The organism is Terrabacter sp. 01T434 (genome assembly GCF_056398545.1).
The window spans coordinates 85,514-98,190 of the sequence record NZ_JBFTPP010000007.1 but is presented as its reverse complement, the minus strand read 5'-3'; the positions used below and the strand labels follow the sequence as shown (position 1 = coordinate 98,190).

Annotated in this window: 9 protein-coding genes; 4 read left to right on the top strand and 5 right to left on the bottom strand. The window is 72.6% G+C overall.

All coding sequences use genetic code 11. The features are described 5' to 3' along the window. Window positions 1-26 precede the first annotated feature (26 nt). From hisI to AC1DIW_RS15680, 4 genes are read right to left on the bottom strand one after another with little or no spacing between them, the layout of a single operon-like run. On the bottom strand, window positions 27-443 hold the full coding sequence (hisI, locus tag AC1DIW_RS15695; protein WP_478109320.1) for a phosphoribosyl-AMP cyclohydrolase: 417 nt from the start codon (window positions 441-443) through the stop codon (window positions 27-29). A 23-nt stretch (window positions 444-466) separates the two neighbouring features. Continuing rightward, window positions 467-2,278 carry an ABC transporter ATP-binding protein gene (locus tag AC1DIW_RS15690; protein WP_478109318.1) on the bottom strand — a complete coding sequence of 604 codons (1,812 nt, stop codon included), beginning with the start codon at window positions 2,276-2,278 and terminating at the stop codon, window positions 467-469. Beyond that, window positions 2,275-4,143, bottom strand: a complete 1,869-nt coding sequence (locus AC1DIW_RS15685; protein WP_478109316.1) for an ABC transporter ATP-binding protein — start codon at window positions 4,141-4,143, stop codon at window positions 2,275-2,277. The genes AC1DIW_RS15690 and AC1DIW_RS15685 overlap by 4 nt, the downstream gene beginning before the upstream one ends. A 49-nt stretch (window positions 4,144-4,192) precedes the next feature. Beyond that, on the bottom strand, window positions 4,193-5,224 hold the full coding sequence (locus AC1DIW_RS15680) for a GNAT family N-acetyltransferase (protein ID WP_478109315.1): 1,032 nt from the start codon (window positions 5,222-5,224) through the stop codon (window positions 4,193-4,195). Window positions 5,225-5,298: 74 nt separating this feature from the next. Here AC1DIW_RS15680 and AC1DIW_RS15675 point away from each other — a divergent pair, with 74 nt between their 5' ends. Continuing rightward, window positions 5,299-5,940 (top strand): TIGR03085 family metal-binding protein, encoded by a 642-nt coding sequence (locus AC1DIW_RS15675; RefSeq protein WP_442278018.1) that lies wholly within the window; start codon window positions 5,299-5,301, stop codon window positions 5,938-5,940. Window positions 5,941-5,980: 40 nt separating this feature from the next. On the opposite strand, the gene hisF is transcribed toward AC1DIW_RS15675, so the two are convergent. Next, the gene (gene hisF, locus AC1DIW_RS15670; RefSeq protein WP_478109312.1) at window positions 5,981-6,754 is read right to left on the bottom strand and encodes an imidazole glycerol phosphate synthase subunit HisF; all 774 of its coding nucleotides are present in this window, start codon (window positions 6,752-6,754) and stop codon (window positions 5,981-5,983) included. A gap of 44 nt (window positions 6,755-6,798) precedes the next feature. Here hisF and AC1DIW_RS15665 point away from each other — a divergent pair, with 44 nt between their 5' ends. From AC1DIW_RS15665 to AC1DIW_RS15655, 3 genes are all read left to right on the top strand, one after another. Then, window positions 6,799-7,386 (top strand): nucleoside/nucleotide kinase family protein, encoded by a 588-nt coding sequence (locus AC1DIW_RS15665; RefSeq protein ID WP_478109310.1) that lies wholly within the window; start codon window positions 6,799-6,801, stop codon window positions 7,384-7,386. Window positions 7,387-7,388: 2 nt separating this feature from the next. Next, a complete protein-coding gene (locus AC1DIW_RS15660) occupies window positions 7,389-8,585 on the top strand; it encodes an MFS transporter (RefSeq protein WP_442278015.1) in 1,197 nt (398 codons plus the stop codon). A 257-nt stretch (window positions 8,586-8,842) separates the two neighbouring features. Beyond that, entirely contained in the window at window positions 8,843-12,664 is a 3,822-nt protein-coding gene (locus tag AC1DIW_RS15655; protein ID WP_478109308.1) for an IPT/TIG domain-containing protein, read from the top strand. Window positions 12,665-12,677 lie beyond the last annotated feature (13 nt).

The following is a 12,677-nucleotide window of genomic DNA, read 5'->3' as shown; positions in this document are numbered from 1 at the left end:
GGCGGCCATACGTGGCCTTTCGACGGTCAGGAGGAGGAGGGGGCGGTGGCGTCGGGGTCGGGCTCCCCGACGGTGGCGGGGAGGACGCGCGCGTCGAAGCAGGTGCGGTCGCCGGTGTGGCAGGCCGCGCCGACCTGGTCGACCGAGACGAGCAGCGCGTCCCCGTCGCAGTCGAGGCGCACCGCCTTGACCCACTGGACGTGGCCGCTCGTGTCGCCCTTGCGCCAGTACTCCTGCCGGCTACGCGACCAGAACGTCACCCGGCCCTCTCCGAGCGTGCGGCGCAGCGCCTCGTCGTCCATCCAGCCGACCATGAGGACGTCGCCGGTGTCGTGCTGCTGCACCACGGCGGCGACGAGTCCGTGCTCGTCGCGCTTGAGCAGCCCGGCGATCTGCGGGTCGAGGGCGGTCGGGTCGGGGATCGGGTCACTGGCGTCGGTCACCCGCACATTCTGCCGTGGACTCCTCAGACCGCCTGCTGCTGGGCGACCCAGGACTCGTGCAGCTTCGAGTAGACGCCACCGAGGCGGACGAGCTCGGTGTGGGGCCCGCGCTCGACGATGCGACCGGCGTCGACGACGATGACCTCGTCGGCGGCCTGGGCGGTCGAGAGCCGGTGCGCGATGGCGATCGACGTGCGGCCGCGGGTCAGCGAGTCGAGGGCTCGCTGGATGCGCACCTCGGTGCCGGGGTCGACCGCGGACGTGGCCTCGTCGAGGACGAGCAGGTCGGGGTCGGCGAGGTAGGCCCGGGCGAGCGCGACGAGCTGGCGCTCCCCGGCCGAGAGGGACTCCCCGCGCTGCCCGACATCCGTCGCCAGCCCCAGCGGGAGCGTGGCCACCCAGGGGTCGAGGCCGAGCTCGGTGAGCGTGATCCGGACGTCCTCCTCACTGGCCTCGGGCCGGCCGAACCGGATGTTGTCGAGCAGCGTGCCGTCGAAGAGGAAGCCCTCCTGCGGCACGAGCACGACGCGGGAGCGGAGTGAGGAGAAGCGGATCGTCCGCAGGTCGACCCCGTCGAGGAGCACCTGTCCGCTGCTCGAGTCCATGAGCCGGGTCAGCAGCTTGGCCAGCGTCGACTTGCCCGATCCGGTCTCGCCCACGATGGCGACCCGACTGCGCGGCGCGATGGTCAGGTCGATGTCGTGGAGCACGGGGGCGCCACCGGGATAGGCGAACCCGACCTCGTTGAACTGCACGGTGATCGGCCCGCGCGGCAGCGTCACGCCGGACTCGCCGGGATCGGAGACGTCGGCCGGGGTGTCGATGATGCCGATGACGCGGCGCCAGCCGGCCACGGCGTTCTGCATCTCGTTGAGGATCTCGGTGGCCTGCTGCACGGGCTGCGTGAAGAGGTTGACGAGGAAGAGGAACGCGAGCAGCTCGCCGAGGGTGAGGCTCCCCCGAGCGGCGAGGACCGTGCCGACGACGAGGACGACCGCGGTCGTCAGACCGGAGACGAGCTGGCCCGAGGTGAACGCGACGACCGACCGGGCCTGCGCGCCGATGGCGGCCTTGCGGTGCGCCTCGACGGCGTCGTCGATGCGCTCGGCCGTGCGGTCCTCGACGCCGTAGGCGCGGATCGCCTGGGCACCGACGACGGCCTCGGATATCGCGCCGAGCATGTCGCCGACGCGCTCGCGCACCCGCGTGTAGGCCCGGCCGACGACGCCCTGGAACTTGCGGATGATGACGAACAGCGGCACGAAGCAGAGCCAGACGACGAGGCCGAGCAGCGGGCTGTAGACCACCATGAGCACCGTCGCGAGCGTGATCTGCGCGATGTTGATCAGCAGCATGAGCCCGCCGAACTGCACGAACATCGAGATCGTGTCGACGTCGGACGTCACGCGGGAGACGAGCGACCCGCGCCGTTCGCTGTTCTGCGTCAGCATCGCGAGGTCGTGGATGTGACGGAACGCCTTGAGCCGCAACGTCGCCAGGCCGTTCTCGGACGACCGGAAGAGGCGGATGTTGACGAAGTAGGCGGAGAACGCCGTCACGACGACGCCGACGAGCGCGATCCCGATGTAGCGCGCGACGACCGCCATGTCGGGGCCGCCGGCAGCGAGGATGCCGTTGTCGGTGATGCGCTGGACGACGAAGGGCACGAGCACCCGGCCGAGGGTCGACAGCACGGCGAGCAGCACCGTGACCCAGATGCCCTTGCGCAGCTCGGGTGAGAGCTCGACTCCACGACGCAGCGTCTGCCACGTCGTCATCTCCTTGCCCGTCGCGACACCGTGGTGCTCCACGAGGACCTGGGACCGCATGCTCATCGGGAGACCTCCTCGGCCGCGTCGGCTCCGCGCCCGAGGTCGTCGCCGTACTCCTCGTCGGCGGCGATCGCCTCGCGTTCCGCGGCCTCGCGGGCGTATGCCGTGACGAGCCGTTCGTAGCCCACGCACCTGCCGAGCAGCTGGCCGTGCGAGCCGTGGTCGACGACGCGTCCGGCCTCCATGTAGACGACCTCGTCGGCGAGCAGGATCGTGGCCATCCGGTACGCGACGACGAGGACCGTCGTCCCCGAGCTCGCCTCACGCAACCGGGCCAGGATGGCCTGCTCGACGCTGGGGTCGACGGCGGAGGTGGCGTCGTCGAGGATGAGCAGCTGGGGCTCGCGGATCACGGCGCGCGCCAAGGCGATTCGCTGGCGCTGACCCCCGGAGAGGCTGGCGCCGCGCTCGCCCACACGGGTCTCGAGCCCGTCGGGCAGCTTCTCGACGAAGCCGGCACCCTGCGCGACGTGCAGGGCGCGCCAGACGCTCTCGTCGTCGTGCTCGACACCGAGCGTGATGTTGCCGCGGACGCTGTCGTCGAACATGAAGGTCTGCTGCGCCACGAGCGCGGCCACGTCGCTGACGCCCCCGCGCCGCACCTCGCGCAGGTCGACCCCGTCGACGAGCACGGCGCCCGAGTCGGGGTCTACGAGGCGCATGACGAGGTTGGTCAGGGTCGACTTGCCGCTGCCGGTGGGTCCGACGATCGCGACCGTCGCTCCGGGCGCGACGTCGAGGGTGACGTCGACGACGGCGGGGTATAGGTCGGCCTCGCCGGTCTCGGTCTCGATCTCGTAGGCGTACGCGAGTCGCTCGGTCTGCAGGTGGCTCGCCGTGCCCGACGGGAGCGAGCGCTCGCCGAAGGTCATGCTGCCCGTCGCGTCGAGGACCGCCGACACACGGTTCCAGCCGACGACCGCACGCGGCAGCTCGGCGAGGACCCAGCCGAGCGCGCGCACGGGGAACGCGAGGATGGAGAAGAGGTAGGCGATCTGGACGACCTCGGCGGCCGTCAGCTGGCCGCTGCTGACGCGCAGCGTGCCGACGAAGAGCACGGCCAGCGTGCCGATCGTGGGGATGGCCTCGATGGCCGGGTCGAACCGGCCACGGGTGCGGCCGACCTCGATGTTGGCGTCGCGCAGCTCGTGGGTCACGACGCGGAAGCGTTCGGCCTCGTGGTCCTCGCGCCCGAGCGACTTGACGATCAGGGCGGCCTCGAAGCTCTCGTGGGCGACCTCGGAGACGTCGGCGCGCAGCTGCTGGGCGCGGGTCACCCGCGGCGACATGGCGCGCTGGAAGGCGACGTTGGCCAGGAAGAGCATCGGGAAGACGGTGAGCCCGACGAGGGCCAGCCACGGGTCGACGATGACCATCTGGACGATGCCGAAGACGAGCATGACGACGACACCGAGGGCCATCGGCAGGGGCGCGAAGATGTTCCAGGTCGCCTCGACGTCGGCGTTCGCGTTGGAGAGCAGCTGACCCGACGGGTGCTTGTGGTGCCAGCTGAGCGGGAGCCGGAGGTACTGTCGCGTGACCTGGCGGCGGTACATCGCACCGAGGTTGTACATCGCGATGCCGCCGGCGACGCGGCGACCGATGACGCCGACGATCGTCGTCAGCACGACGGCGGCCATGACGCCGCCGATGAACCACAGCTGGGAGGCCGTCACGTGCCCGGCCGCGATGGCTGGGGCGACGGCGCGATTGACGACGAAGCCGATCGCGGCTGCCGTGAGGCTCGTCATGACGCCGTAGACGACGCTCCCGAGCACGGCGACGGCGAACCAGCGCGGCTGGTCCTTGATGCCCCGCCCGATGACGGCGAGACCCTCTCGGAGGGTCGAGGTGGGCGGGACGTTCACGGTGTGCTGCTCCCCTGGTGACGTGCTCTGTGGTCGACCCCACAGCCTCTCACGCGGCGCTGACACCCCGGTCACCCGCACGCCTCGCCCAGAACCACTCCGCGCCGGCACCCGCCCCGGGCTCCTCGATCCGCCGGAACCCCAGCCGCGCCAGGACCCGGTGGCTCGCGACGTTGTCCGGTTCGGTGTGGGCCACGACGGACAGCCCGGACGCCTCGAGCGAGCGCACCATGCCCGACAGGACGTCCGTCATGAGCCCGCCACCCCGGGCCTGCGGGACCAGGCCGTAGCCGACCTCGACCACGCCGTCCACCGGCGGACCGAAGCAGCCGATCGAACCGACGACGAGGGCGTCGGACCGCCGGACGATGTGGCGCGGGGACCACGCGTCCGGACCCGAGGTCGTCATCCCGACGGCGTCGAGGTCGTCCTCGCGGGGGTAGCCCTCGGCCCAGTCGGCCCGGTGCTCCCCGGCGCGCATCGCGGCGGCGTCCTCGGGGGTGATGGGCACGAGCCGCGCGTCCCGCGTCTCGATCGGTCCCGGACCGATCGGCCGGGCGGGCGCCCCCGTGCGCACCCAGTGCCGCAGCACCCCGTCTCGCTCGTCCTCGACGACGCCCCCGGCCGAGGCGATGGTGCGGGCCGACGCGATGTTGTCGACGTCGCACGTCACGAGCACGGGGTCGATGCCTCGGGCCGCGGCCAGCGCGAGGGCGAGACCGAGCGCCTCACGCGCGACGCCCTGGCGCCGGGCACCCGGCGACACGGCATACCCGATGTGGCCGCCCTCGGCGAGCAGCGACGGGGTGAGCGCGTGCCGCACCGCGATGGTGCCGACGACGCGTCCGTCACGCACGATCCACCGGTTCGACGACGGCACCCGCCCCTCGGGCAGCGCCTCGTCAGCGCGTTCCATCCTGCCCAGCCAGTCCACCCACTCCTCGAACACGGCGCGGTCGCGCAGCCGGTCGCGGTCGCCCGGCCGGTAGCCCGAGCCGTGGATGGTGGCGCCGGCGAAGTCCTCGACCATCTCCCACCACGAGTCGGCCAGGTCGACGGTGGGGCGCACGAGCTCGATCACCGTCCGACCCTAGAGAGCGGCCGCCCTCGACGGCCACCCGATTCGGGCCGAGCAGTCCCTGAGAGGATGGGGTCATGACGCGCCACGCCCAGTCCGAACGCCTCCAGCTCTGCGACGAGCTCGACCGGCTCGGGCCCGACGCGCCGACCCTGTGCGAGGGGTGGGACACCCGCGACCTGGCGGCGCACCTCGTCATCCGGGAGGGACGGCCCGACCTCGCCGTCGGCACCGTCGTCCCGTTCCTCTCCGGCCGCCTCGAGCGCGAGCAGCACCGGATGGCGCAGGGCGACTACGCCGCCCTCGTCGACCGGGTCCGTCACGGTGCACCCGCGTGGAACCCCATGTCCCGCCCCAAGCTCGACGAGCTGACCAACCTCGTCGAGTTCTTCGTGCACCTCGAGGACGTTCGCCGGGCACAGCCCGACTGGGAGCCGCGCGAGCTGCCCGCGGCGCTGCAGGGCAAGCTGTGGTCGGCGCTCAAGCGCTCCGCCCGACTGACGTTCCGCAAGTCCGCGACCGGCATCGTCCTCATCGGCGAGGGACAGGGGCGGTATGCCGCGAAGCTGCCCGACCACCACGGCACCGTCGTGCTCCGCGGGGCCCCGGCCGAGCTCGTCCTCTACGCGTACGGCCGCGCGGCCGTGGCACGGGTCGAGCTCGAGGGCGATGCCGACGACATCGCGGCGCTGCAGCAGGCAGACCTCGGCATCGGCTGATCCGGCAGCGCCGCGCCCTACAACGCTGCCGCGCCCGAGGTCACCGGACGGTGAGACCGGCCGCCCGCAGGGCGTCCTTGACCTGACCGACGGTGAGCTCGCGGTAGTGGAAGACGCTCGCGGCGAGCACCGCGTCGGCGCCCGCCTCGACGGCCGGCGCGAAGTGCTCGACGCGCCCGGCGCCGCCGCTCGCGATGACGGGCACCGACACCGCCGCCCGCACGCGGCGGATGAGCTCGAGGTCGAAGCCGTGCTTCGTGCCGTCGGCGTCCATCGAGTTGAGCAGGATCTCCCCCGCTCCGAGCTCGGCGGCCCGCGCGCACCAGTCGACCGCGTCGAGGTCGACCGGGGTGCGGCCACCGTGCGTCGTCATGACGAAGTCGTCCGTGGGCTGCCCGTCGTCGCCGAGACGACGGCGGACGTCGGCCGACAGGACCAGCACCTGCGCACCGAATCGGCTCGCGATCTCGGCGATCAGCTCGGGCCGGGCGATCGCTGCGGTGTTGACCCCGACCTTGTCGGCGCCTGCGCGCAGCAGGCGGTCGACGTCGTCGACGGTCCGCACGCCACCACCGACCGTGAGCGGGATGAAGACCTGCTCTGCGGTGCGGCGCACGACGTCATAGGTGGTCTCCCGGTCGCCGCTGCTCGCCGTCACGTCGAGGAAGGTCAGCTCGTCGACGCCCTGCTCGTCGTAGAGCTTGGCCAGCTCGACCGGGTCGCCGGCGTCGCGGAGGTTCTCGAAGTTGACGCCCTTGACGACCCGGCCCGCGTCGACGTCCAGGCAGGCGATGACTCTCGTGGCGACCGGCATGCGACAAATCTAGGCCAGTGGCGCCGATGGGTAGTCTCGCGCCCATGTGGGACGACGTGACGCGGGCGCCGCGCGAGGACCATGTCACCGCCGTCGTCTCTCTCGCGCTCGCCGCGCGCCCACGGTGTGGCGACGTCGTCGTCATCGCCCTCGACGGTCCGAGCGGTGCCGGCAAGACGACGCTGGCCCGCGGCGTCGAGCTGGCGCTCGAACCGGTCGCTCCCGTGGCCGTCGTACACATGGACCACCTCTACCCCGGCTGGGACGGGTTGGCCCGGGGCCCAGGGCTCCTCACCACGCAGGTGCTGGAGCCGCTCGCCCGAGGCGAGCGGGCGGCATACCGGATCTGGAGCTGGGTGCGCGACGAATGGGCCGGCTCGCGCGAGGTGCCCCCGTGCCGCTTCCTCGTCGTGGAGGGGTGCGGCTCCAGCGTGCAGCCGGCGGGGGCGTATGCCGCCGTGTCCGTCTTCGTCGACGCCGAGGTCGCGCTGCGGAGGTGCCGTGGGATCGAGCGCGACGGCGAGGCCTACCGTCCGCAGTGGGAGCGCTGGGCCAGGCAGGAGACGGTGCTCTTCACGGCCGACGCGACCAGGCAGCGCGCCGACCTCGTCCTCGACACATCTAGTCTCTGACGGTGCGCACACGTCGACGAGCGGTCCGGCCCCTCCCCGCGGTGTGGGTGATGGCCGTCGCGCTCGTCGCGGTCGCCGCCAACCTGCGGATCGCGATCACGAGCGTCCCCCCGCTGCTCGACGCGATCTCCACGGACCTCGGTCTCAGCCATGCCGCCGCGGGGGCGCTGACCACCCTGCCGGTCCTCTGCATGGGTGTCTTCGCGCCCGTGGCGAGCCGGATCGCCCACCGCACCGGCGCGGCGGGCGCCGTCCTCGGGGCCGTCATCGGCATCCTCGCGGGGACGGCGAGCCGCTTCGCCGGCGACCACGTCGTCGTGCTCTACGCGGGGACGTTCGTCTGCGGTGTCGGGATCGCCGTGGCCGGCACGCTGCTCCCCCGCCTCGTCAAGACCTACTTCCCTCCCGAGCGCACCGGTCTCGTCACCGGCCTCTACATGCTGGCGATGATGGGCGGCGCCGCGCTGAGCTCGGCGATCGCCGTGCCCCTGGCCGACCGGCTCGGCAGCTGGCAGGCCTCGCTCGGCTCGTGGTCGGTCGTCGCCCTCGTCGGTGCCCTCGCCTGGGCCCCGTTCACCGTGCGCGCCAACCCGCACCACACGCCCGACGAGGAGGGGCCGGGTCGCCTCCCCTGGGGCCACCCCACGGCGTGGCTCGTCGCCGGCTACCTCGCCCTCCAGTCCTGGTGCTTCTACTCCGCCGTCACGTGGCTCGCCCCGACCTACGTCGAGCACGGCTGGTCCCGTGAGTCGGCCGGCTTCCTCGCGGCGGCCTTCAGCGGGGCGCAGATCGTCTCGGGGCTGCTCGGACCCGTCCTCAGCGACCGCACGCACGACATGCGTCGGCTCCTGTTGCCTGCGGCGACCCTCGGTGTCGCCGGTTCCGTCGGCATCTGGCTCGCCCCGCTGACGGCGCCGTGGCTGTGGGCGGTCGTGACCGGCCTCGGCCAGGGAGCCGCGTTCTCCCTCGCCCTCGTCCTCCTCGTGCGCTACACGCGGACGCCGGAGGCGAGCGGGCGGCTCACCGGCATGGCCTTCCTCATCTCCTACGGCATCGCCTCGATCGGCCCGGTCGCCATGGGCCTGGTGCGCGACGTGACCGGCGGCCTGTCGCTCGTCTGGGCCGTCCTCGCGGCGATCGGCGTGGTGCAGGCCGTCGTCGTGGTGAGGCTGCGCCCCGACCTCCGCCGGGTCGGCTGAGTCGCACCGCTCCGAAGAACCAATCGAAAGAGCAATCCGTCCCCGTTTCGCGTCAGGCATCTTGGCCCGGAACCGGACGGATTGCTCTTTCGATTGGGCGGGGGGTTCCCTCGGGGGCGTGAGGCTGAGTCGCACCGCTCCGTCACCCGCGGGGCTCGTGATGCAGTTGAGACGCACAATTCGGGTCAAACGGCGTACAACGGAGGACAAACCTGTGCAGAATGCACGACGACGTGCTGACTGCAAGGAGACCGACGATGCTGCCTCGCCCCACCCCGGTGACCGAGCCTGAGCGCGAGGCCACCCCAGCGAGCCCGGGCCGCCTCGTCGCCGCGCTCATCGCGCTGGTCCTCGTCGCGGGCATCCCCGGCCTCGTGGGCGCCGTCCCCGCCGCCGCACTCACCGCTCCGTCGGCCGTCAGCCTGTCGGTCGTCGCCGGGCCGACTCGCGGTGGCACGGTCGTCGACCTGTCGGGTTCCGGGGTGGGCGCGACCACGAAGGTCTTGTTCGGCACGACCACCGTCACCCGCGTCACGCGCTTGTCGACCACGAAGGTCCGGGTGGTCACCCCGGCCCACGGCCCGGGCCTCGTGAGTGTTCGCGTTGCCACGCCGACCGGCTCCTCACCCGTGTCCTCTCGGTCCACCTTCTCCTTCGACGCCGTTCCCACCCTCGGTGCCCTCTCGTCGCGGAGCGGGTCGTCGCGTGGCGGAACGACCGTCACCCTGACCGGAACGGGTCTGCAGCGGGCGAGCTCGGTCCACTTCGGATACGCCGCGGCCACCGGACTCACCCGCCTCTCCGCGACCCAGGTCCGCGTGACCGTCCCGGCCCACCCCGCCGGCCCGGTCGATGTGCGGGTCACCACGCCGGGAGGCACGTCGCCCATCACGGGTGCGGGCCGCTTCACCTACATCGCCCCGCCCGTCGTCAGGACGCCAACGGTCACGAGCCTGTCCGTGTCGGCCGGCCCGGTCCGGGGAGGCACCGTCTTCGTCGTGGGCGGGACCAACTTCACCGGGACGACGCACGTCACCTTCGGTGGGACGACCGCCGGCTTCACGGTGCTGTCGAGCACCCAGCTGCGGGTCACGGCCCCGGCCCGCCCGGCCGGCCTCGCCAACGTCCAGGTGCGCACGGCGGCCGGTCTCTCACCAGCGACCACCGCGAACGCCTACTCCTACGAGGCCCTCCCGACGCTGACCGGCGCGTCCCCCGCCTCGGGGCCGACGACGGGCGGCACGGTCGTCACGCTGACGGGCACAGGCCTCGGCCGCGCGACCGCGGTGCAGCTCGGCACCGCCACGACGACGCAGGTCGTCCGGGTCTCGGCCACGACGCTCCGCGTCACCACCCCGGCCGGCGCCGCGGGCACGGTCGACGTACGCGTCACGACGCCGGGTGGCACGTCGGCTGCGACGACGCGCGCTCGCTTCGCCTTCCAGGCAACCGCGCCGGCCGTGACCTCGCTGTCGACCACCGCCGGCCCGCTCAGTGGTGGCACTCGCGTCACCGTGACCGGGGTCGGTTTCGTCGGCGTGACCCGCGTGAACCTCGATGGCACGCCCATCCCCTTCACCGTGCTGTCAGCCACGACCATCGCAGTCACGACACCCGCCCACTCCGCAGGGCCCGTCGGCCTCACCGTCACGACCCCGTACGGCACGTCGCCCGACGGCGCGTCGAGCACCTTCGCGTTCGATCCCGCGCCGGCGATCGCGTCGGTGTCGCCGCAGACCGGTCCGCCGAGCGGAGGCACCGTCGTCACGGTGACGGGCACCGGCCTCACCCGAGCCACCACGATCAGCTTCGGCACGGTGACGGCCACCAACCTCGTTCGGGTCTCGGACACGACGGTGCGCGTCACGACGCCTGCCCACGCATCCGGGCCGGTCGACGTGCTCGTCACCACCCCGGGCGGCACGTCCGCCGCCGGGGCGGGAGCCCGGTATGCCTTCGGCTCGCCACCCGCCGTCACCGGGCTGTCTGCTGTCGCAGGGCCACTGACCGGAGGCACGGTCGTGACGATCTCCGGCACCGGGCTCGGCGAGGCCACCGCGGTGCAGTTCGGCTCCGTCGCGGGCACCGGTCTCGTCCGGGTGTCCGACAGCTCGCTGCGGATCACCGCCCCGGCGCAGGCCGAGGGCGCGGTCACGGTCCGTGTCGTGAACGCCAACGGGACGAGCCCCGAGACCGACAAGGGCCTCTTCACCTACGTCGGGGTGCCTGCCGTCTCGGCACTGTCGACGCCGGCCGGCCCGCTGAGCGGCGGTGCCGTCGTCATCACGGGGACGCGGCTCGGCCTCGCCACCGGAGTGGACTTCGGCACGACGCCGGGCACCGGGCTGGTCCGGGTCTCGGACACGGAGCTGCGCATCACCGCACCGGGACGCCCGGCGGGCACCGTCGACGTGCGCGTCACCACCCCCGGCGGCGTCTCGCCGGTCGTCCCGGCAGGGCAGTTCACCTACCAGGCCGTCCCGACCGTGACCGCCCTGTCCCCCGCCCTCGCTCCCACGAAGGGCGGCGGCAGCGTCACGCTGACCGGGACGGCATACGACCGGATCTCCGCCGTGACCTTCGGAGGCGTCGCCGCGACCACGGTGACCCGCCTGTCGGCGACCCAGCTCGTCGTCACCGTGCCGCCCCAGGCCGAGGGCGACGTCGACGTGCGCGTCACCACCCCCGGTGGCACCTCGGCGGTCGTGCCCGGCGGACGCTTCACCTACCAGAACCCACCCGTCATCAGCTCCGTCACCCCGGCCTCCGGCCCGTTGAGCGGTGCCGTCATCACCCTGAGCGGCACCTCGTTCACCGACGTCAGCGCTGTGCAGTTCGACGGCGTCGCCGCGACGTCCTGGACCCGGGTGTCTGCCACGGCACTGACCGCCGTCGTGCCGGCCCGCCCGGCGACCGGTCCCATCACGATCCGCGTCACCACCCGGGCCGGTGCGGTCGAGCGCACCGACGGCTTCACCTATGTCGCCGGCGCCACCCTGACGCCCGGCCAGGTGCTCTCGCCCGCCACCGCCCTGCGGTCCCCCTCGGGCACGTACACCGCCACGATGCAGGCGGACGGCAACCTCGTCGTCGCGACGTCAGCCGGCGCCAGCCGTTGGACGAGCGCGACGCCCGGTGCCGGCAACCGCCTCGAGGTGCGCGCCGACGGCAACGTCGTCATCCTGCGCACGAACGGCACGGTCGCCTGGTCGAGCGGCACCAACGGCTGGACCGGGGGCGTGCTCACCCTGACCGACCAGGGGCTGCTCCAGGTGCGTCAGGGCACGACGACCGTGTGGGACCACCGCGGCGTCCGCTACGACCAGATGCTGCCCGGACAGGTCCTGCGCCCCGGCGAGTCGCTCGTCTCGACGAGCCAGGGGTGGAGCCTCGCCATGCAGAACGACGGCAACCTCGTGCTCAGCTCGGCCCAGGGCAAGCGCCAGTGGGCGGCCTTCACCTCGGGCAGCGGCAGCACGGCCACGATGCAGACCGACGGCAACTTCGTCGTCCGCGACAGCCGCGGCGTCATCCTGTGGTCGACGCAGACCAGCGGTGCCGGATCGGTCGTGCGCGTGCTCGCCACCGGCAACGTCGCCGTCTACCAGGGCTCCGTCGTCACGTGGGCCATCACCGGCGGCCCCGCGCCGTCGGGCTGGGCGTGCTACTCGCGGGCCACCCAGGACTGCATCCAGCGGTTCGGCTACTACGGGCAGCGCGCCTGGTACTACCCCGTCGACGCGTGGGGCAACAACTGCACGAACTACTCGGCCTACCGCCTGTCCCGCGACGGGGTGCAGAACCCGGGCAACCTCGGCAACGCCAACACGTGGGACGACAATGCGCGGGCCAAGGGCTTCGCCGTCGACCAGAGCCCGCGGGTCGGTGACATCGCGCAGTGGAACTCCAACCACGTCGCCTACGTCGACTGGGTCAGCGCCGACGGCAACACGGTCGCGATCTCCGAGAGTGGCTACGGCGGCACGGTGCTCGGAAAGACGTACACCTCGATGAGCGGCCGCCGGATCATCGCGCGCAGCAGCTACTCCTGGCCGTCGAACTTCATCCACTTCCGCTGACGGCTCCGCAACG

What these genes read in the sequence shown, in the direction of transcription:
- AC1DIW_RS15690 (WP_478109318.1), bottom strand. Translation starts at nt 2,278, where the DNA reads ATGAGCATGCGGTCCCAGGTCCTCGTGGAGCACCACGGTGTCGCGACG.
- AC1DIW_RS15675 (WP_442278018.1), top strand. Translation starts at nt 5,299, where the DNA reads ATGACGCGCCACGCCCAGTCCGAACGCCTCCAGCTCTGCGACGAGCTC.
- hisF (WP_478109312.1), bottom strand. Translation starts at nt 6,754, where the DNA reads ATGCCGGTCGCCACGAGAGTCATCGCCTGCCTGGACGTCGACGCGGGC.
- AC1DIW_RS15665 (WP_478109310.1), top strand. Translation starts at nt 6,799, where the DNA reads ATGTGGGACGACGTGACGCGGGCGCCGCGCGAGGACCATGTCACCGCC.
- AC1DIW_RS15655 (WP_478109308.1), top strand. Translation starts at nt 8,843, where the DNA reads ATGCTGCCTCGCCCCACCCCGGTGACCGAGCCTGAGCGCGAGGCCACC.